19 protein-coding genes and 1 tRNA gene are annotated in these 16,916 nt (G+C 62.6%); 12 read left to right on the top strand and 8 right to left on the bottom strand.

The window, feature by feature from the left end; genetic code table 11:
• Window position 1: 1 nt before the first annotated feature.
• Window positions 2–736 carry a RadC family protein gene (gene radC, locus K3165_RS00250; protein ID WP_221546890.1) on the bottom strand — a complete coding sequence of 245 codons (735 nt, stop codon included), beginning with the start codon at window positions 734–736 and terminating at the stop codon, window positions 2–4.
• Window positions 737–773: 37 nt separating this feature from the next.
• Here radC and K3165_RS00255 point away from each other — a divergent pair, with 37 nt between their 5' ends.
• From K3165_RS00255 to K3165_RS00290, 8 genes are all read left to right on the top strand, one after another.
• Window positions 774–3,995, top strand: coding sequence for an intermembrane phospholipid transport protein YdbH family protein (locus tag K3165_RS00255; protein ID WP_221546891.1), 3,222 nt, complete (start codon window positions 774–776; stop codon window positions 3,993–3,995).
• Between the two features lie 65 nt (window positions 3,996–4,060).
• A complete protein-coding gene (locus tag K3165_RS00260; protein ID WP_247713839.1) occupies window positions 4,061–4,246 on the top strand; it encodes a YnbE family lipoprotein in 186 nt (61 codons plus the stop codon).
• A gap of 11 nt (window positions 4,247–4,257) precedes the next feature.
• Window positions 4,258–4,650, top strand: coding sequence for a YdbL family probable chaperone protein (locus tag K3165_RS00265; RefSeq protein WP_221546893.1), 393 nt, complete (start codon window positions 4,258–4,260; stop codon window positions 4,648–4,650).
• 189 nt (window positions 4,651–4,839) lie between these two features.
• Complete coding sequence (locus K3165_RS00270) at window positions 4,840–5,160, top strand: AtpZ/AtpI family protein (RefSeq protein ID WP_221546894.1); 321 nt, start codon at window positions 4,840–4,842, stop codon at window positions 5,158–5,160.
• Window positions 5,161–5,213: 53 nt separating this feature from the next.
• Window positions 5,214–6,002, top strand: coding sequence for a F0F1 ATP synthase subunit A (locus K3165_RS00275; protein ID WP_345720120.1), 789 nt, complete (start codon window positions 5,214–5,216; stop codon window positions 6,000–6,002).
• Between the two features lie 36 nt (window positions 6,003–6,038).
• Window positions 6,039–6,266 (top strand): F0F1 ATP synthase subunit C, encoded by a 228-nt coding sequence (locus K3165_RS00280; protein WP_006832363.1) that lies wholly within the window; start codon window positions 6,039–6,041, stop codon window positions 6,264–6,266.
• An 82-nt stretch (window positions 6,267–6,348) separates the two neighbouring features.
• Entirely contained in the window at window positions 6,349–6,843 is a 495-nt protein-coding gene (locus tag K3165_RS00285) for a F0F1 ATP synthase subunit B family protein (RefSeq protein WP_221546895.1), read from the top strand.
• Window positions 6,836–7,420, top strand: a complete 585-nt coding sequence (locus K3165_RS00290) for a F0F1 ATP synthase subunit B (protein WP_221546896.1) — start codon at window positions 6,836–6,838, stop codon at window positions 7,418–7,420. Before K3165_RS00285 ends, K3165_RS00290 begins: the two co-directional genes overlap by 8 nt.
• 66 nt (window positions 7,421–7,486) lie before the next feature.
• Here K3165_RS00290 and K3165_RS00295 read toward each other — a convergent pair whose 3' ends face one another.
• The 7 genes from K3165_RS00295 to aroA form a co-directional block, all read right to left on the bottom strand.
• Window positions 7,487–8,461, bottom strand: a complete 975-nt coding sequence (locus K3165_RS00295) for an NADPH:quinone oxidoreductase family protein (RefSeq protein ID WP_221546897.1) — start codon at window positions 8,459–8,461, stop codon at window positions 7,487–7,489.
• A 2-nt stretch (window positions 8,462–8,463) separates the two neighbouring features.
• The gene (gene gloB / locus K3165_RS00300) at window positions 8,464–9,219 is read right to left on the bottom strand and encodes a hydroxyacylglutathione hydrolase (RefSeq protein ID WP_221546898.1); all 756 of its coding nucleotides are present in this window, start codon (window positions 9,217–9,219) and stop codon (window positions 8,464–8,466) included.
• 133 nt (window positions 9,220–9,352) lie between these two features.
• Window positions 9,353–11,056, bottom strand: a complete 1,704-nt coding sequence (gene rpsA, locus K3165_RS00305; protein ID WP_221430953.1) for a 30S ribosomal protein S1 — start codon at window positions 11,054–11,056, stop codon at window positions 9,353–9,355.
• A 250-nt stretch (window positions 11,057–11,306) separates the two neighbouring features.
• On the bottom strand, window positions 11,307–11,678 hold the full coding sequence (locus K3165_RS00310) for a hypothetical protein (RefSeq protein ID WP_221546899.1): 372 nt from the start codon (window positions 11,676–11,678) through the stop codon (window positions 11,307–11,309).
• 163 nt (window positions 11,679–11,841) lie between these two features.
• The gene (gene cmk / locus K3165_RS00315) at window positions 11,842–12,459 is read right to left on the bottom strand and encodes a (d)CMP kinase (protein ID WP_221546900.1); all 618 of its coding nucleotides are present in this window, start codon (window positions 12,457–12,459) and stop codon (window positions 11,842–11,844) included.
• Complete coding sequence (locus K3165_RS00320) at window positions 12,456–12,689, bottom strand: CBU_0592 family membrane protein (protein WP_221548272.1); 234 nt, start codon at window positions 12,687–12,689, stop codon at window positions 12,456–12,458. The genes cmk and K3165_RS00320 overlap by 4 nt, the downstream gene beginning before the upstream one ends.
• Window positions 12,690–12,709: 20 nt before the next feature.
• On the bottom strand, window positions 12,710–14,059 hold the full coding sequence (gene aroA, locus K3165_RS00325) for a 3-phosphoshikimate 1-carboxyvinyltransferase (RefSeq protein WP_221546901.1): 1,350 nt from the start codon (window positions 14,057–14,059) through the stop codon (window positions 12,710–12,712).
• A 122-nt stretch (window positions 14,060–14,181) separates the two neighbouring features.
• On the opposite strand from aroA, the gene K3165_RS00330 reads away from it, so the two are divergent.
• The 4 genes from K3165_RS00330 to rpsP all read left to right on the top strand — a co-directional run bounded on the left by K3165_RS00330 (window position 14,182) and on the right by rpsP (window position 16,912).
• Window positions 14,182–14,526: an FYDLN acid domain-containing protein gene (locus tag K3165_RS00330; protein ID WP_221546902.1), complete on the top strand. Its 345-nt coding sequence runs from the start codon at window positions 14,182–14,184 to the stop codon at window positions 14,524–14,526.
• A gap of 93 nt (window positions 14,527–14,619) precedes the next feature.
• Window positions 14,620–14,695 (top strand) — tRNA-Ala (locus tag K3165_RS00335).
• A gap of 177 nt (window positions 14,696–14,872) precedes the next feature.
• Complete coding sequence (gene ffh, locus K3165_RS00340) at window positions 14,873–16,369, top strand: signal recognition particle protein (protein WP_221546903.1); 1,497 nt, start codon at window positions 14,873–14,875, stop codon at window positions 16,367–16,369.
• A gap of 39 nt (window positions 16,370–16,408) precedes the next feature.
• Window positions 16,409–16,912, top strand: coding sequence for a 30S ribosomal protein S16 (gene rpsP, locus K3165_RS00345; protein WP_221546904.1), 504 nt, complete (start codon window positions 16,409–16,411; stop codon window positions 16,910–16,912).
• Window positions 16,913–16,916: the final 4 nt, after the last annotated feature.

Here is a 16,916-nt window from a genome sequence, read left to right on the forward strand (position 1 = left end):
ATTAGATCAGGCCCTTGGCCCTGAGCGATACATGGGTGCCGCGCCCTACGATCACGTGATCGTGGACGGTGATACCCAGCAGGCGTCCGGCCTCTGCGATGCGGCTGGTGATCTTGATGTCCGCTCGGCTCGGTTCGGGATCGCCGCTGGGGTGGTTGTGGACAAGGATCAGCGCGCTAGCGCCCTTGTCAAACGCGCGGCGGATCACCTCGCGCGGATGGATGGCCGCCTCGTCAATTGATCCTTCGGCGGCGAGATGGTCGTCGATCAGGCGGTTGCGGGTATCGAGATAGAGGACGCGCACGCGTTCGTGCTTCAGGTCGCCCATGTCGATTGCGAGATAGTCGAGCAGCGCCTGCCAGCTGCCGAGCACCGGCTTCTGCTCGACCGTTCCGCGCGCCTTGCGCCGCGCGGCAAGGGAAACGGCATGCAGGGCGGCGGCGCTGGCGGTTCCCATGCCCTTGACCTGCGCGAGTGCGCCCGGGTCGGCATCGAGCACGCTCGCAAAACTTCCGAACCGTTCGATGAGGCGCTTCGCCAGAGGCTTGGTGTCGCCTTGGCGAATGGCCGAGAACAGGAGGAATTCCAGCAGCTCGTAATCGGCCAATGCGTCGGCGCCGCCCTTCAAAAGGCGTTGCCGCAAACGCTCGCGATGGCCGGTGCCGGCATGTGCCGACGCGTTATTCGCCGCTTCCGGCAACCTTTTTCTCCCCCCAAGCGTTTCAATGCCTTGCATTGCCTTCCTGCCGCGATGCGCGCAAGTGTGGGGTTGAATGGACGGGTCCGAAGATCTTGATTTGAAAACAGGAAGGCCGCGCTGGCGCAAGAAGCGCTGGGCCATTCCCGGCCTGTCGATTCTCGTCCTGATAGCCGTCGCACTGGTGGCCTGGGCGAGCCGTGAGCGGATCGTTAATGATCTCATCCGCGACCAGCTGGCAGCCAACAATATTCCGGCAACTTACGATATCGCGCGTGTCGGAGGCCGGACCCAGATCATCTCCAATCTTGTGCTGGGCGATCCCGACCAGCCGGATTTCACGGCCGAACGTGTCGTCATAAGGCTCCAGCACAAAATCGGCCTGCCCGAAATCGGCGAAGTAAGGCTGTTCAACCCGCGGCTCTACGGACGCTATGTCGACGGCGAATTGAGTTTCGGTTCGCTCGATCCGCTTATCTTCGGGGACAGCGAAGCGCCGCCGGGCCTGCCTCAGATAGACCTGAAGATCGTCGACGGGCGCGGGTTGATCGAGACCGATTACGGTCCGGTCGGGCTGAAGCTGGAAGGCAATGGCGGGCTATACAACGGGTTTGCAGGCATCTTCGCGGCCACGGCACCCGAACTGGCATTCGAGGGATGCGAAGCGGAAGGCACGACGATTTACGGACAGCTCGAAACTTCCGCCGGCGAGCCTTCCTTCTCGGGACCGCTGCGGTCGTCGGGCGCGAGTTGTCCGGGGATGGAGCTCGCCCTTGCCGACATGGTTGCCGATATCGAAGTGGGGATGAATTCCGAACTCAGCGATCCTTCGCTTACGGCGCGGATCGAGGCGGGCGATGCGCGCTATGCCGATTTCTCAGCACAATCGCTGACAGGCACCATCCGCGCCCAGCTGCGCGGTGAGGACGCCAATGCGCGATATACGCTTGCGCTACGCGGTGCGGAAAGCCCGCAGGTGCTCGCAGCCGTCGTCACTGCCGAGGGCGTCATGCGTGTGCGAGAGAACTTCGCCCGCATGGAAATCGAAAGCGATATCGAGGGCAACGGCCTCAGGCTCGGAAACGATGCAGCGTCCGCAATCCAGACCCTTGCGTCTTCGGGTGAGGGGACGCTGCTCGAGCCGATAGCGCGGCGTATCGGCGCCGCGTTGCAGGCCGAAGCCCGGGGAAGCTCGCTCTCGGGTCAGGTGACATACCGTTCCGACGCGGACGATACGCTTCTCCTGATTCCGCGGGTCGATATGACCGGCGGCAGCGGGGCCCGAATTCTGTCCCTGTCGCGCTTCGAAATGAGCGCGGCTGGTGACGAGGCTGCACGCTTCTCCGGAAATATCGCCACAGGCGGTCCGGGCATTCCCCGCATCATTGGCCGGATGGAGCGTACAGGTGCAGACGACGCGGTTTTCCGCCTGTCGATGGCCCCGTACGAGGCCGGACCGTCGCGCATTGCAATTCCCGGCATAACCATTGCACAATCTTCGAGCGGGGCACTCGGCTTTGCAGGCAATGTCGAGGCGAGCGGACCGCTGCCCGGCGGCGCGGTGGAAGGGCTTTCGCTTCCCGTGAAGGGACGGTGGGAGCCGAATGGAACGCTCGCCATGTGGCGCGAGTGTACCCGCGTATCGTTCGACCGCCTGGCCCTTGCCGATCTCGCGATCGAAGGCCCGGGTCTCACACTGTGCCCGCCTACTGGCGGAGCCATTGTGACCAATGGTGCGGGCGGGCTGACGTTTGCCGCCGGAGCGCCGTCGCTCGAACTCGCCGGAAGCCTCGGCGATACGCCGATCCGCATCGCGAGCGGGCCGGTCGGATTCGCCTATCCCGGCACGGTCCGCGCGCGTGGTCTCGATATCTCTCTGGGCCCTGCGGAAAGCGCCAGCCGTTTCGTGATTTCCGATCTGGACGCCGAGATCGGTGAAAACATCTCGGGTACTTTTGCAGATGCAGAAATCGCGCTTGCCGCGGTACCGATGACCCTCGTCAACACGGCAGGTAATTGGGATTATACCGATGGCAGGCTGGCGATCGCGGATGCCAGCTTCCGTCTGATTGACCGCAGTGAAGAGGAGAGGTTCGAGCCACTGGTCGCGAGGGGCGCGTCGCTTACGCTGTTCGACAATATCATCAATGCCGAAGCGACCCTCCGCAATCCCGGCTCAGACCGGGTCGTTACCGATGTCGATATCCGCCACAACCTCGCAACCAGCAGCGGATATGCCGAACTCGACATCGACGGCCTGCGGTTCGACGATCAGTTGCAGCCCGAAGACCTGAGCCAACTTGCATTGGGCGTCATCGCCAATGCGGAAGGCGTGATTACGGGGGAGGGCCGGATTTACTGGGCTTCCGATGGCGAGGTGACCAGCACCGGGTCCTTCTCGTCCGACAATCTCGATTTCGCCGCGGCTTTCGGACCGGTGAAGGGAGCCAGCGGCACGGTTGAGTTTACCGACCTGCTCAATCTCACGACTGCGCCAGACCAGAAGATCCGCGTCGGCTCGGTCAATCCGGGTATCGAGGTTTTCGACGGAGAGGTGGAGTTCCGCCTCGAAAATGGCGAATTGCTGGCCGTGAGCGGCGGCAGCTGGCCCTTCATGGGCGGCCAGTTGATCCTGCGCGAGGTCGACCTCAATCTTGGTGTCAGCGAGGAGCGGGCCTATATCTTTGAGATCGTCGGGCTGGATGCGGCGCAATTCGTCGCCCAGATGGAGCTCGAGAATATCTCGGCGACCGGCATTTTCGACGGCACTGTCCCGATCATCTTCGACACCGACGGCAATGGCCGGATCGAGGACAGCATCCTTATCTCGCGGCCGCCCGGGGGCAATATCTCCTATGTCGGCGAGCTGACTTACGAAGACTTGTCCACCATCGCCAACTTCGCCTTCGATGCGCTGCGCAGCCTCGATTATTCGCAGATGCGCGTGATCATGAACGGACCGCTCACCGGCGAGATCGTGACGCAGGTGCGTTTCGACGGCGTGCGGCAGGGCGAAGATGCCGAAACCAATTTCATAACCCGCCAGATTGCGGACCTGCCGATCCAGTTCCGCATCAATATCCGTGCGCAGTTCTACCAGCTGCTTACGTCCATCAAGTCGATGTACGACCCCGCCTCCGTGCGCGATCCGCGCGAGCTGGGCCTGCTCAGCGACGATGGCAAGCGGCTGCTGCGCCGATCGATCACCGGCGAGGAAGTGGAACCCGATATCGATCCGGAAGACGTGATTCCGGATGAACCCACCATTCAGGACGAGGAAAGCGAGCAAGGCCTATGACAAGCGATGAATTGACGGACCGCGGAGGCCTTGCGACAACCGGCATAATGCAGGGAAAACAGGGCATGCGCGGAATAAAGAAGATGGCGGTGGCCGCATTGGCCTCGCTCACGCTGGCGGGCTGCATCACGGTGGAAGCACCGGACAAGCCGATCGTGATCGAGCTGAATGTGAACATTCGCCAGGAAGTGATCTACCGGCTCGCGGAAGATGCGGGCAATACGATCGAGGAAAATGCGGATATTTTCTGATGGGTGATTTTATGACCAAGCGAGTTACCAAGGCTATCCTGACAGGCGCCGCGATTGCGACGGCGCTCGGCGGTATCGCCGCACCGGCTTACGCCCAGCGCGACCCTGCCTATGCCGCTGCACGCGCAGCGGGCGAAGTTGGCGAGAAGATGGACGGCTACCTCGGCATCGTGGTGGCGGAAACGCCGGAACTGCGTCGGATAGTAAACGACATCAACATCAAGCGACGGGCCGTTTATTCGGAAAAGGCGCAGGAATCGAACGCTACGCTCGAGGAATACGCGCTGACCGCCGGATGCATCGCGATTGCAAAGACCGTACCGGGCGAGAAATACCAGGCCCCCGACGGCAGCTGGCAGACCCGCACCGACGCTCCGCCGATGCGCGATTCGCGCTGTCCCTGACGCGGTCCGGACCGACCGAATTAGGAGCCTCTCCCCTGCTTCGAGCCGGGGGGAGGCTTTTTTGCAACGGGAGAGGGGTATTTGGGCGGCTCTCCATGTTGACTCCCCAATGCCCCCCTTCTAAGGGGGCGGCGCCCTTGGCGGGCAAGTCCCTGCGCGTGCCGCGCAACCCCCTTTAAGGAGTAAGGCATGAGCGACGACGAACCCGCACGGAAACCCATCGAGGAGGATGCGCGGATTGACGCGCTGGAGAAGCGGCTCAGTGCCGCCCAGCAGCGCGAAGATCAACGCAACCGCAAGACCGGTTCCGGGGCCGATGCGAACTATCGCAGCGGCAACCGTGTTCTGGCTGACCTGCTCGGGGGGCTTCTTGGTGGTACGGTCATCGGTTACGCCATCGGCTACTTTACCGATACCAACCCATGGGGTCTGCTGGTCGGTCTGTTCCTCGGAATAGTCGTGGCCTTCAGGAACATTATCCGCGCGGCAAATCAGAAGCCCGGCGAGTGACCCCCTAGGGGGCATTGCAGGGCTTTCGTTACAGGATTTAGGGAATTCCAGACGTGGCAGCCGAACAGGCCAAAGTCGATCCGATGTACCAGTTCACCATCCAGGCCCTTGGCGGCTCGGATAATTGGGAACTGGCCGGATACAATATCGCCTTCACCAATTCCGCGATGTGGATGCTGATCACCACCGTGGTGCTCTTCCTCTTCGTGCTTGGTGGCATGAAGCGTGAGCTGGTGCCCGGTCGCTGGCAGATGATGGTGGAGACCTTCACCGGCTTCATCGACAACATGCTGGAAGCGAACATCGGCAAGGCCGGGCGCAAGTATGTGCCCTATGTCTTCAGCCTCTTCATGTTCATCCTGTTCGCGAACCTCCTCGGCCTGCTGCCGCTGGGTATCGCCGGGATTCACCCGTTCACCTTCACCAGCCACTTCACCGTGACCGGTGTGCTCGCGATCATCAGCTTCTCGATCGTCCTGATCGTCGGCTTCTGGCGCCACGGCCTGCACTTCTTCAGCCTCTTCGTGCCGCACGGCACGCCGCTGCCGATGGTGCCCGTGATCGCGCCGATCGAATTCATCTCCTTCATGGTGCGCCCCTTCAGCCTCGGCCTGCGACTGTTCGTGGCCATGATGGCCGGGCACGTGCTGCTGGAAGTCCTGTCGAGCTTCGTGATCGACGGTACGAATGCTGGCGCCGGTTTCGGCCTCCTGGTCGGTCTGCCCAGCTTCATCCTGATGATCGGCATCTGCGCTCTCGAGCTGCTGGTGGCCGGCATCCAGGCCTACGTTTTCGCTCTTCTGACGTCGCTGTACATCAACGACGCCGAGAACCTTCACTAAGTCTTCAATTCAAAAGTTTTTCCAAAGGAGTTTGTCATGGAAATGGAAGCTGCAAAGCTCATCGGCGCTGGTCTCGCTGCAATCGGTGCCGGTATGGCTGCGATCGGCGTTGGTAACGTCTTCGGTTCGTTCCTCGAAAGCGCTCTGCGCAACCCGGGTGCCGCTGACGGCCAGCAGGGTCGCCTGTTCATCGGCTTCGCCGCTGCCGAACTTCTCGGCCTGCTGGCGTTCGTCGTTGCCATGATCCTGATCTTCGTCGCCTAATCGACGAAATCATGTTCCGGAGCCGGTCGGGTTCGCCTGACCGGCCCGCAATTTTTCTGCCACCCGCTTTTCGAGAGCTGCAATGCCCCAGATAGCACAGCTTGCCGATACATGGTCCAGCCAGGTCTTCTGGCTGCTGGTCTTCTTCGGCATTACCTTCTTCGTCATCGGCAAGGGCATGGTGCCCAAGGTGATGGAAACCGTTGCCCAGCGTGACGGCCAGATCGCTGCCGACCTCGCCGCTGCCAAGGCTGCGCGCGACGCTGCCGACGATCAGGAAGAAGCCTGGCGGGTCCGTGAGAACGAAAACCGCGCTGCTGCGCAGGCGATCGTTACCAAGGCCAAGGACGAGGCTGCTGCCAAGTCCGAAAAGAAGCTCAAGGCCGCGCAGACGCGCATCGACAAGAAGCTTGCCGATGCCGAAGCACGCATCGAGGAAGCCCGTATGGCTGCACTTGCCGAAGTGGAAAGCGTTGCGGTCGAAGCGGCGCAGGACATCGTCAAGACGCTGGCTGGCGTGAAGGTGACGAAGCCTGTGGCGACCAAGGCAGTGAAGGAGCAGATGGCTCATGGCTAATCAGACCACTTCCGACCTGCCCGAAGTGATCGCAACCGATGCGGCCGAGGTGAATACCGAAGTCGGTCACGGCGGCGCTCCGACGCATAACGAGCCCGAACTGTTCGGCCTCGCGCCGTTCCAGATCGTTTCGATCTCGATGCTGGTCCTGCTGGTGTTCGCTTTCTTCGGCGCCAAGGTCCACAAGACCATCGCCGGCGGCCTCGACAGCAAGATCGCTGCGATCAAGGAACAGCTCGAAGAAGCCAAGCAGCTTCGCGCTGAAGCCGAAGTGCTGCGCAAGGAATATGCCGACAAGATTGCCGGCGCCGAAAAGGACGCCGAAGCGATGCTCGAAAACGCTCAGCACGAAGCTGACGCGATCCTCGAGAAGGCAGAAGCCGACAGCAAGGCAATGGTCGAGCGCCGCAAGCGCATGGCCGAAGACAAGATCGCTGCTGCAGAGCGCGAAGCCGTCGAAGACGTGCGCAACCGCGCGGTCGCCGCTGCCACCGGCGCAAGCCGCAAGCTGATCGCCGAGAAGCACGATGCCGAAGCCGACAAGGCACTGGCCGACAAGCTGATCGCCGGGATCTGATTTCCGGACACAAGCGAATTTGAAAGGGCGGCCTTCGGGTCGCCCTTTTTCGTTGCGCCTTCCAGTTCAGGGCGTGAGCACGATCTTCCCGATGATCTCGCCCCGGTCCATCGCCTCGAAAGCCTCGCGCCAGTCGGCAAGGGGCAGGGTACGGTCGATGTGAGGGGTAATCTTCCCCTCGCAGGCGAGCTTGTCCAATGCAGCGGAAATACGCCTCCCACGGTCGGGGAATCGCCTCGCATATTCGCCAGCGCGTACGCCGACGACAGAGAAACCCTTGATGAGCGGGATGTTGACCGCGATCTCGGGAATTCTTCCAGCCACAAAGCCCACCACGAGCAGCTTTCCGCCGAAGGTCACGCAGCGCGTGCTCTCGTCGAAGACGTCGCCGCCGACTGGATCGAAGACGAGACCGCACAGCCGGCCATGGGTCAGGTCGGAAACCTCCTCTCGGAAACGACCGGTGTTGAGGATTGCGGCACTGGGCCGGGCAATATCCCGCAAATGATCGAGTTTGTCCTCGCGGTGCGTCGCGGCAATGACTGTGGCACCGAGAGCCTTGGCGAGATCGCAGGCGGCGAGCCCCACGCCGCCACTCGCGCCATGGACGAGGACGGTCTGACCCGGCACCAAGCCTCCCAGTTCCACCAGTGCGACATAGGCCGTGTGATAGGCCGCGCCCATTGCGGCCGCCTGCGCAAAGCCCAGGTCCTCGGGAATCGCGCGAAGCGACTTGGCGGGTAGCGCGACCTGCTCGGCAAAAGCGCCCGTCTTGGCTCCACCCATCACGCGGTCGCCTTCGGCAAATCCGCTGTCGGGATCGGCGGCAATCACTTCGCCTGCCATTTCCAGTCCGGAAATGAAGGGGAGCTCCGGTTTAAACTGGTAGTCCCCGCGCGTCATCAGCAAGTCGGGATAGTTGAGCGAGGCGGCGCGCACGCGGACCAAGACCTCGCCAGTACACCTTGCAGGGCAGGGGATGTCGACCAGTCCGGTACCCGACAAATCTGGGCTAAGGCTCCGAACCTGAAGCGCCTTCATCGTCAGAAATTGTCCTTTGCAGCTCTTAGCGCTGCGAAGGTTTCTGCCGGATTGGTGCCGCCCCAGCGATCCCGCAAATCGGCATTGTCGGCGCGCAGGAACGGGTTCGTCTCGAGCTCGCGGGAGAGCAGGGTGGGGACGGTCGGCTGCCCCTTGGCCCGCTTTTCCTCGACCCGTGCCGCATAAAGCTGGAGCGCAGCATTGTCGGGATCGGCGTGCAGCGCGAATTTGGCGTTGGCCTCCGTATATTCGTGCGCGCAGTAGAGCTGCGTGTTCTCGGGCATTTGCCGGATACGCTCGAGGCTGTGCCAGAATTGCTCCGGTTCGCCTTCGAACATCCGGCCGCAACCCAGTGCGAAGACACTGTCGCCCACGAATGCCGTGTCGGCCTCTGAGATGTGGTAGGCGATGTGGCCGTTGGTGTGGCCCGACACGTCGATCACGCGCGCGGTCCAGTCGCCAAGTTCGACCTTGTCGCCATTGCCGACGACGCGGTCGATCGGGCTGATCTTTTCCACCTCGTGCGGGGCAATGACCTTGGCCCCCGTCGCCTCGACAATGGCCTTATTCCCGCCCGCATGGTCAGGATGCCAGTGCGTGTTCCAGATTTGCGTGATCGTCCAGCCCTTGGCCTCCGCCTGGCGGAGGTATTCCGCGCCGTCGGGCGTATCGATCGCGGCAGTCTCTCCGCTGTCGGGATCGTGGAGGAGAAATCCGTAATTGTCGGACAGGCAGGGGAACTGGTGAACTTCTAGCATGGGTTTTAGTCTGTCCTACCGCTTCGCTACTTGAGGACGGCAAGGCTAGTCCTGCCAGCGCCAAAGGGAAAGGCCCGCCTGCTCCTGTGAGCAAGCGGGCCTTCCTGATTACCCTTGAGAAGGGTGGAAGAGCTTAGTCTTCCTTCTTCTTCAGCGCTTCGCCGAGGATGTCGCCGAGCGATGCACCCGAGTCCGACGAACCGAACTGTGCAACTGCTTCCTTCTCTTCGGCGATCTGACGCGCCTTGATCGAGAAGGTGGGCTTCTTCGAACGGTCGAAACCGGTGACCATGGCGTCGACCTTGGCACCCGGCTGGAAACGATCCGAGCGCTGCTCGTCACGGTCACGGCCGAGGTCCGAACGCTTGATGAAGCCGGTTGCGCCATCTTCGCCAACCTGAACTTCGAGGCCGCCATCGCGGACTTCGAGGACGGTGACGGTGACAACCTGGTTCTTGCGCAGGTCGCTCTGTGCGCCGGCTTCGGTCGGAGCACCCTTTTCGAGCTGCTTCATGCCGAGGCTGATGCGCTCCTTGTCGGTATCGACGTCGAGAACGACGGCTTCGACCTGCTCGCCCTTGCGGTGCAGTGCGAGGGCGTCTTCACCCGAGATGCCCCATGCGATGTCCGACATGTGGACCATGCCGTCGACGTCGCCATCGAGGCCGATGAAGAGGCCGAATTCGGTGGCGTTCTTGACTTCGCCTTCGACCTTGGTGCCCACCGGATGCTTCTCGGCGAACTCTTCCCACGGATTGCGCTGGGCCTGCTTGAGGCCGAGCGAAATGCGGCGCTTCTCGCTGTCCACTTCGAGGACCATGACTTCGACTTCCTGCGAGGTCGAGACGATCTTGCCCGGGTGGACGTTCTTCTTGGTCCAGCTCATTTCCGAAACGTGGACCAGGCCTTCGATGCCCGGCTCGATTTCGACGAATGCGCCGTATTCGGTGATGTTGGTGACGGTGCCCGTCAGCTTCATGCCGACCGGGTACTTGGCCGAAACGCCATCCCACGGATCCGATTCCAGCTGCTTCATGCCGAGGCTGATGCGCTGGGTGTCTTCGTTGATGCGGATGATCTGGACGGTCACGGTCTGGCCGATCTCGATCATTTCGCTGGGGTGGTTGACGCGCTTGTAGCTCATGTCGGTGACGTGGAGCAGGCCGTCGATACCGCCGAGGTCGACGAATGCGCCGTAGTCGGTGATGTTCTTGACGACGCCGTCGATCACCTGGCCTTCGGCCAGCTTGTCGATCAGTTCGCTGCGCTGTTCTGCACGGGTCTCTTCGAGGACCGCGCGACGCGAAACGACGATGTTACCGCGGCGGCGGTCCATCTTCAGGATCTGGAAGGGCTGCGGCATGTCCATCAGCGGGGTGACGTCGCGCACGGGGCGGATGTCGACCTGCGAGCCGGGGAGGAAGGCCACTGCGCCGTCGAGGTCGACGGTGAAGCCGCCCTTGACGCGGCCGAAGATGCGACCGTCGACGCGCTTGCCTTCGCCGAATTCGCTTTCGAGCTTGTCCCATGCAGCTTCGCGGCGTGCGCGGTCACGCGACAGCATTGCTTCGCCGTCTGCGTTTTCGATGCGGTCGACGAATACTTCGACTTCCGAGCCGACTTCGAGGCCGTGCTCGTCTTCGCCGCGCATGAATTCCTTGAGGTCGACGCGGCCTTCGCTCTTAAGGCCGACATCGATGTGGGCCATGCCGTTTTCGATGGAGGTGACGGTGCCCTTTACAACGCGGCCTTCGAAGCCGCCGTCATCGGCGCCGCCGAGCTGCTCGTCGAGCATTGCGGCGAAATCGTCGCGGGTGGGATTGGCTGAGGTTGCCATAGGTTGTGTAGTCCTGACTAACGTTTGCTACCGGCCACCGGTTTTACCGGGGTCTTTCTCCGTCTGCCTGCGCACCATTGCACGGGCCGTACGGGGCAAGAGGGCCGTGATCTCCGCGAGGCCGGATGCCGCCGCGAAGGTCCATCGAATCCGTAGATTTGGTGAACGGGCGCGCGCCTAGTGCAAACCCCGCGGGAAAGCAAGGGATTTGGTGCAGTGCGAGCGCCCGTTCAGCCGAATGGCGGCCGCCCTACCAGGCGTCGTAGCCGCTACGCGAAGTGTCTACCGAGCACTTGTCGAACCGGGCCTGCAGTTTCGCCTCGGTCGAATTGGGGTCGGACATGGCATTGCGCCACGCGTCCCAGGCCGCACCGAAGGTCGCTGCATCCTTGGTCTTGCCGATCCACCAGAAGGTTTCGAGATCGCGGTCCTGGATCGGGGTTAGGATCGTCGCCTTGTACCCGTGGGCTTTGCCCCATTCGTTGAAGTCTTTCACGATGGCCATGTAGGTGCCCATCGTGCAGCCGTCCTTGAGCTTCGAGCCGATGACGTCCCAGTGTTCGGCCTGCGCCGGCGTGGCGGCCAGACCGACCAAGGCGGCAAGGATAAGGGTCTTCTTCATTGCTTCTCTCCTCTGTCTCGACAGAGAAGCGCAGCCTGCGCTGTCGCATCGTGCGTTTCGCTGTCATGCAGCGACCCGAGTGCGACCTATTGGCGACCAAGCTGGAAACGGCAGTCTTCTGCGCCCTTGCGGCGAAATTGGCAAGTCCGACCGGATCGGAGCGTTAAAGCGCCTGCTTCACGGCCTCGATGGCGGCCTCGATCGCCTCTTCCTTGTTCAGCGCGCTGGTATCGATGACCATGGCGTCCGCTGCGGGGACAAGGGGTGCGACCTCGCGATTGCGGTCGCGTTCGTCACGGCGGCGCAGGTCGTCCTGGATTTCCAGGAGCGTCACCTTGACGCCTCGCCCGCGCATTTCGAGGAAGCGGCGCTGCGCCCGCGCTTCGACGCTGGCCGTGATGAAGAGCTTGGCATCGGCCTCGGGCGCGATGACCGTCCCGATGTCCCGTCCGTCCAGGACCGCGCCGCCTTCCTGCGTGGCAAAGGCGCGTTGGCGTTCGAAGAGAGCCTGCCGCACGGCAGGATGGACCGACACCTGGCTCGCCAGCCCGCCGACCTCCTCGGTGCGCAGTTCCGGATTGTCGAGCAAGCTGTCGTCGAAGGCGCAGGCCGCAAGCGCATCGGCGAGCGAGCTGGGCTCGCCGTTGTTCCGGGCGCACTGATAGCCGACCGCGCGATAGAGGAGCCCCGTATCGAGGTGCGGCAGCCCGAAATGCTCGGCCAGAGCTTTTGCAATGGTGCCTTTTCCGGAGGCAGTCGGTCCGTCGACGGCGATGATCATGTGCGCTCCCTGCGGCTTTTCAGTGCCTTCGCCAAGCCCCAGATCGCGATCGCCGCCCAGAAGCCTTCGAGGACGAGGCTCGGCCAGTTGGTGTGGACCAGCAAAGAGACGGTCAGCAATGCGGCGCCGGTGAGGTTGGTGCCGTGCAGGATGAAGGGGTTCGGCTCGTCCTTGTAGGTCAGGTAGGCGTAGGCCCCGATGATGCAGGCTGTCCCGACGAAGCCGACCATGCTCGCCCAGTCGAGACCAGTCACGAGGCGGCCTCTGCAAGCAAGGCCGTGAAGTTCGGGAAGCTGGTAGCGATCGGTTCGGTGCTGTCGACTTCCACGCCCGCCTCGCTGGCAAGGCCGGCGACGGCCATGCTCATCGCGATACGGTGATCGAGGTGGGTGGTGACAGGGCCGCCACCGGGCAGGGCCTTGCCTCCGCTGCCGCGAATGACGAGGCCATCGTCACGTTCTTCGATATCGGCACCAGCCAGTTTGAGCGCAGCTGCCATCGCGGCGAGACGGTCGCTTTCCTTCACGCGCAATTCCTCGAGGCCGGTCGTGACGGTTGCACCTTCCGCAAGCGCGCCTGCTACGAAGAGTACGGGAAACTCGTCGATCATGCTCGGCGCGATAGCCGGGTCGACCTCGATGCCCTTGAGCTGGGCATAGCGCACGCGAAGGTCTGCCACCGGTTCACCGCCGACTTCGCGTTCGTCGAGATAGTCTATGCTGGCGCCCATTTGCCTGAGCACGCGGAAAATGCCGTCGCGCGTCGGGTTGAGGCCGACATTCTCGATCACGAGGTCGCTGTCCGGCACAATGCTCGCGGCAACGGCGAAGAACGCTGCTGAGGACGGATCGCCCGGCACGGTGATGTCACAGGGCTGCAGGTCGCAGGGGCCGGTAAGCTTGATGATCCGCTCGCCGTCCTGCTCTTCGACCTGCACATCGACACCGAAGCCGCGCAGCATGCGCTCGGTATGGTCGCGCGTGGGCACCGGCTCGATGACGGTAGTGGTGCCCGGCGTATTGAGACCGGCGAGCAGCACCGCGCTCTTCACTTGCGCCGATGCCACAGGCAGGCGGTAGCTGATCGGGACGGCGGGCTGGAGGCCTTGCATCACCAGCGGGAGCGTGCCGCCGGGGGAGGGGGTGAAGCTCGCACCCATCGTCGAAAGGGGATCGATGACGCGTCCCATGGGGCGCTTGGACAGGCTGGCATCGCCCGTGAAAGTCGCGGTGATGCCGTGGCTCGCGACAAGGCCCATGAGCAGGCGGGTCGATGTGCCCGAATTGCCCATGTCGAGCGCCTGTTGCGGCTGGAGCAGCGTGCCGACACCCACTCCGTCGACCACCCAGTCGTCCCCGTCCTTCTCGATCTTCGCGCCCATGGCCCGCAGTGCGGCGGCTGTCGCGAGCACGTCTTCGCCTTCGAGGAGGCCCGAGATGCGGCTGCGTCCTACAGCCAGGGCGCCGAACATGAGCGATCTATGGCTGATCGACTTGTCGCCCGGCACGCGGATGCGTCCGGTCAGCGGGCCACGGGAAGAAAATCGGTGCGATGTCACGAAAGCGTATCCATATATGGCCTGCGCTTTGACAGCGCCCATGCACTCTGGCAAGGCGCGCGCGCTATCGATTCCTCCCCCTTTACTTTAGGGCGATGGAGTCCATCTTTATTCGAGAATTCCAGCCTCGCCCGTCCGGCGGGGCCAGCATCCAAGGATTACACATGGTCAAACCTGAATGGGGCACCAAGCGCACCTGCCCGAACTGCGGCACCCGCTTCTACGATCTGAACAAGGAAGATCCCGTCACCTGCATCGAATGCGGTGAAGAGTGGACGCCCGAACCCGTGCTCAAGTCCAAGCAGCCGATCCTCGCCGAGGACGAAGCCAAGAAGAAGAAGGACGCCGAGGCGGATAGCGATCTGGGCGGCGACGATGATGACGATCTGGATATCGACATCGACGAAGACGATGATTCGCCCGACAATGAAGTCGATCTTGGCGGCGACGACGACCTCGGTGTCGAGACGAAGTCCAAGGGCGACGACGACAACGCGGACGAAAGCTAATTTAGCTGTTGCATTGCGGCGAGGCCCCTTATATTGGGCGCCTCCCGCAAGGGCAGCGCACCATCCCAGGATGCGCTGTATCGAAAATGGCACGGGGCCTTAGCTCAGCTGGGAGAGCGCTACAATGGCATTGTAGAGGTCAGCGGTTCGATCCCGCTAGGCTCCACCATTTTCCCGGATTTGATGGTAGCAGGCCGTGGCGACGGCTGCGGTCTGCTTCCACCACACCCGGGATAAAACTTGGGTTTCCATAGGGGTACGCCCCACGCTGGCCGACGAGTTCTCGTCCGCCGGCGTTTTTCGCGTTTATTCGGACCTGATCGGGTTCGGAAGGAGTAGAACAGACATGTTCGACAATCTGTCCGACCGGCTCGGAAACGTCTTTGACAAGCTCAAGGGCCGTGGCGCGCTGTCCGAGAACGACGTGCGCGAGGCCATGCGCGAAGTGCGCATCGCGCTCCTCGAAGCCGATGTCGCGCTTCCCGTCGTGCGCCGCTTTATCGATGCGGTCACCGAAAAGGCGATCGGTTCGGAAGTCCTCAAGTCGGTCACGCCCGGCCAGCAGGTCGTCAAGATCGTCAATGACGAGCTCGTCGAAATGCTCGGCGGCACCGGCGAAGATGCCGAACCGCGCGAACTGAACCTCAACGCCAAGCCGCCGGTCGTCATCATGATGGTCGGCCTGCAGGGCTCGGGTAAGACGACCACCACCGCCAAGCTGGGCAAGCTTCTCAAGGAGAAGCACGGCAAGAAGTCGATGATGGCCTCGCTCGACGTCAATCGTCCGGCCGCTCAGGAACAGCTCAAGGTGCTGGGCGAGCAGGTCGATGTCGCGACCCTGCCGATCGTACCCGGCCAGCAGCCGGTCGACATTGCGCGCCGCGCGATGGAAGCCGCCAAGCTGCAGGCTGCAGACGTGCTGCTGCTCGACACCGCAGGCCGCCTGCATGTCGATGAAGCGCTGATGGCCGAGATGAAGGCGATCAACGCCGTCTCCGCGCCCACCGAGGTGCTGCTGGTCGTCGATAGCCTGACCGGCCAGGACGCGGTCAACGTCGCGCAGAGCTTTACCGGTGAAGTGCCGCTGACCGGCGTGGTCCTCACCCGGATGGACGGCGATGCGCGCGGCGGTGCGGCGCTCTCGATGCGCTATGTCACCGGCAAGCCGGTCAAGTTTGCAGGTACGGGCGAAAAGCTTGACGCGATCGAGGCATTCGATCCTTCGCGCGTCGCCGGCCGCATCCTCGGCATGGGCGATGTCGTATCGCTGGTCGAAAAGGCCGCCGCGACGATCAAGGAAGAAGAGGCCGAAGCTCTCGCCAAGAAGATGGCGAAGGGCGAGTTCGACCTCGACGACCTGCGCATGCAGCTCAAGCAGATGCAGAACATGGGTGGCCTCGGCGCGCTTGCGGGCATGATGCCGGGCATGAAGAAGGCCAAGGCCGCGATGCAGGCCTCGGGCATGGACGACAAGGTCCTGCTCCACATGGACGCGATCATCGGCTCGATGACACCCAAGGAACGCAAGCTGCCCAAGCTGATGAATGCCAAGCGCAAGAAGCGCGTGGCGGCAGGTTCGGGCACTCAGGTGCAGGACGTGAACAAGGTGCTCAAGATGCACCAGGAAATGGCCAAGGCCATGAAGCAGATCAAGAAGATGGGCGGCCTCAAGGGTCTCGGCGCGCTGTTCGGCAAGGGCGGCATGGGCGCCGCGATGCCCGGACTTGGCGGACCGGGCGGCGGCATGGGCGGCCTGCCGGGTCTCGGCGGCGGAGGGAAGGGGCCTTCGGTCGATCCCGACACGCTGCCCGCTGACCTGCGTGACATGTTGAACAAGAAATAATCTAAATTACCGATATTTACATTCGAAAGGTGAAGTAAAATGGCAGTTGCAATTCGTCTGTCGCGCGGTGGCGCGAAGAAGCGTCCCTACTACCGCATCGTCGTGTCGGACTCGCGTAGCCCGCGTGACGGCAAGTATCTCGAGCAGATCGGCACCTACAACCCGATGCTGCCGAAGGATTCGGGCGAGCGCGTGAAGCTCGACGAAGACCGCGCACGTCACTGGCTTTCGGTCGGCGCGACCCCGTCGGACCGCGTCCTGCGTTTCCTCGACGCCGCCGGCATCCTCGAGCGTGCACCGCGCAACAACCCGAAGAAGGGTGAGCCGGGCGAAGCCGCCAAGGAACGCGCTGAAGAAAAGGCTGCAAAGGCTGCTGAAGCCGAAGAAGCTGCCAAGGCTGCTGAAGAAGAAGCCAAGGCCGCTGCCGAAGCTCCGGCTGAAGAAGCAGCCGCTGAAGAAGCTCCGGCCGAAGAAGCTGCAGCTGAAGAAGCACCGGCTGAAGAAGCCGCTGCTGAAGAAGCTACCGAAGACAAGGGCGAGTAATCTC

It is taken from the genome of Qipengyuania xiamenensis, assembly GCF_019711495.1.
Lineage (GTDB): Bacteria > Pseudomonadota > Alphaproteobacteria > Sphingomonadales > Sphingomonadaceae > Qipengyuania > Qipengyuania xiamenensis.

Bases quoted from the DNA above. Each gene is read 5' to 3' on its own strand.
- K3165_RS00280 (WP_006832363.1), top strand. From the start codon at position 6,039: ATGGAAATGGAAGCTGCAAAGCTCATCGGCGCTGGTCTCGCTGCAATC.
- K3165_RS00270 (WP_221546894.1), top strand. From the start codon at position 4,840: ATGAGCGACGACGAACCCGCACGGAAACCCATCGAGGAGGATGCGCGG.
- rpsP (WP_221546904.1), top strand. From the start codon at position 16,409: ATGGCAGTTGCAATTCGTCTGTCGCGCGGTGGCGCGAAGAAGCGTCCC.
- K3165_RS00255 (WP_221546891.1), top strand. From the start codon at position 774: ATGGACGGGTCCGAAGATCTTGATTTGAAAACAGGAAGGCCGCGCTGG.
- K3165_RS00260 (WP_247713839.1), top strand. From the start codon at position 4,061: ATGCGCGGAATAAAGAAGATGGCGGTGGCCGCATTGGCCTCGCTCACG.
- K3165_RS00290 (WP_221546896.1), top strand. From the start codon at position 6,836: ATGGCTAATCAGACCACTTCCGACCTGCCCGAAGTGATCGCAACCGAT.
- aroA (WP_221546901.1), bottom strand. From the start codon at position 14,059: ATGGGCGCTGTCAAAGCGCAGGCCATATATGGATACGCTTTCGTGACA.
- gloB (WP_221546898.1), bottom strand. From the start codon at position 9,219: ATGCTAGAAGTTCACCAGTTCCCCTGCCTGTCCGACAATTACGGATTT.
- K3165_RS00285 (WP_221546895.1), top strand. From the start codon at position 6,349: ATGCCCCAGATAGCACAGCTTGCCGATACATGGTCCAGCCAGGTCTTC.
- rpsA (WP_221430953.1), bottom strand. From the start codon at position 11,056: ATGGCAACCTCAGCCAATCCCACCCGCGACGATTTCGCCGCAATGCTC.
- K3165_RS00265 (WP_221546893.1), top strand. From the start codon at position 4,258: ATGACCAAGCGAGTTACCAAGGCTATCCTGACAGGCGCCGCGATTGCG.
- radC (WP_221546890.1), bottom strand. From the start codon at position 736: ATGCAAGGCATTGAAACGCTTGGGGGGAGAAAAAGGTTGCCGGAAGCG.
- K3165_RS00330 (WP_221546902.1), top strand. From the start codon at position 14,182: ATGGTCAAACCTGAATGGGGCACCAAGCGCACCTGCCCGAACTGCGGC.
- cmk (WP_221546900.1), bottom strand. From the start codon at position 12,459: ATGATCATCGCCGTCGACGGACCGACTGCCTCCGGAAAAGGCACCATT.
- K3165_RS00320 (WP_221548272.1), bottom strand. From the start codon at position 12,689: ATGGTCGGCTTCGTCGGGACAGCCTGCATCATCGGGGCCTACGCCTAC.
- K3165_RS00310 (WP_221546899.1), bottom strand. From the start codon at position 11,678: ATGAAGAAGACCCTTATCCTTGCCGCCTTGGTCGGTCTGGCCGCCACG.
- K3165_RS00295 (WP_221546897.1), bottom strand. From the start codon at position 8,461: ATGAAGGCGCTTCAGGTTCGGAGCCTTAGCCCAGATTTGTCGGGTACC.
- ffh (WP_221546903.1), top strand. From the start codon at position 14,873: ATGTTCGACAATCTGTCCGACCGGCTCGGAAACGTCTTTGACAAGCTC.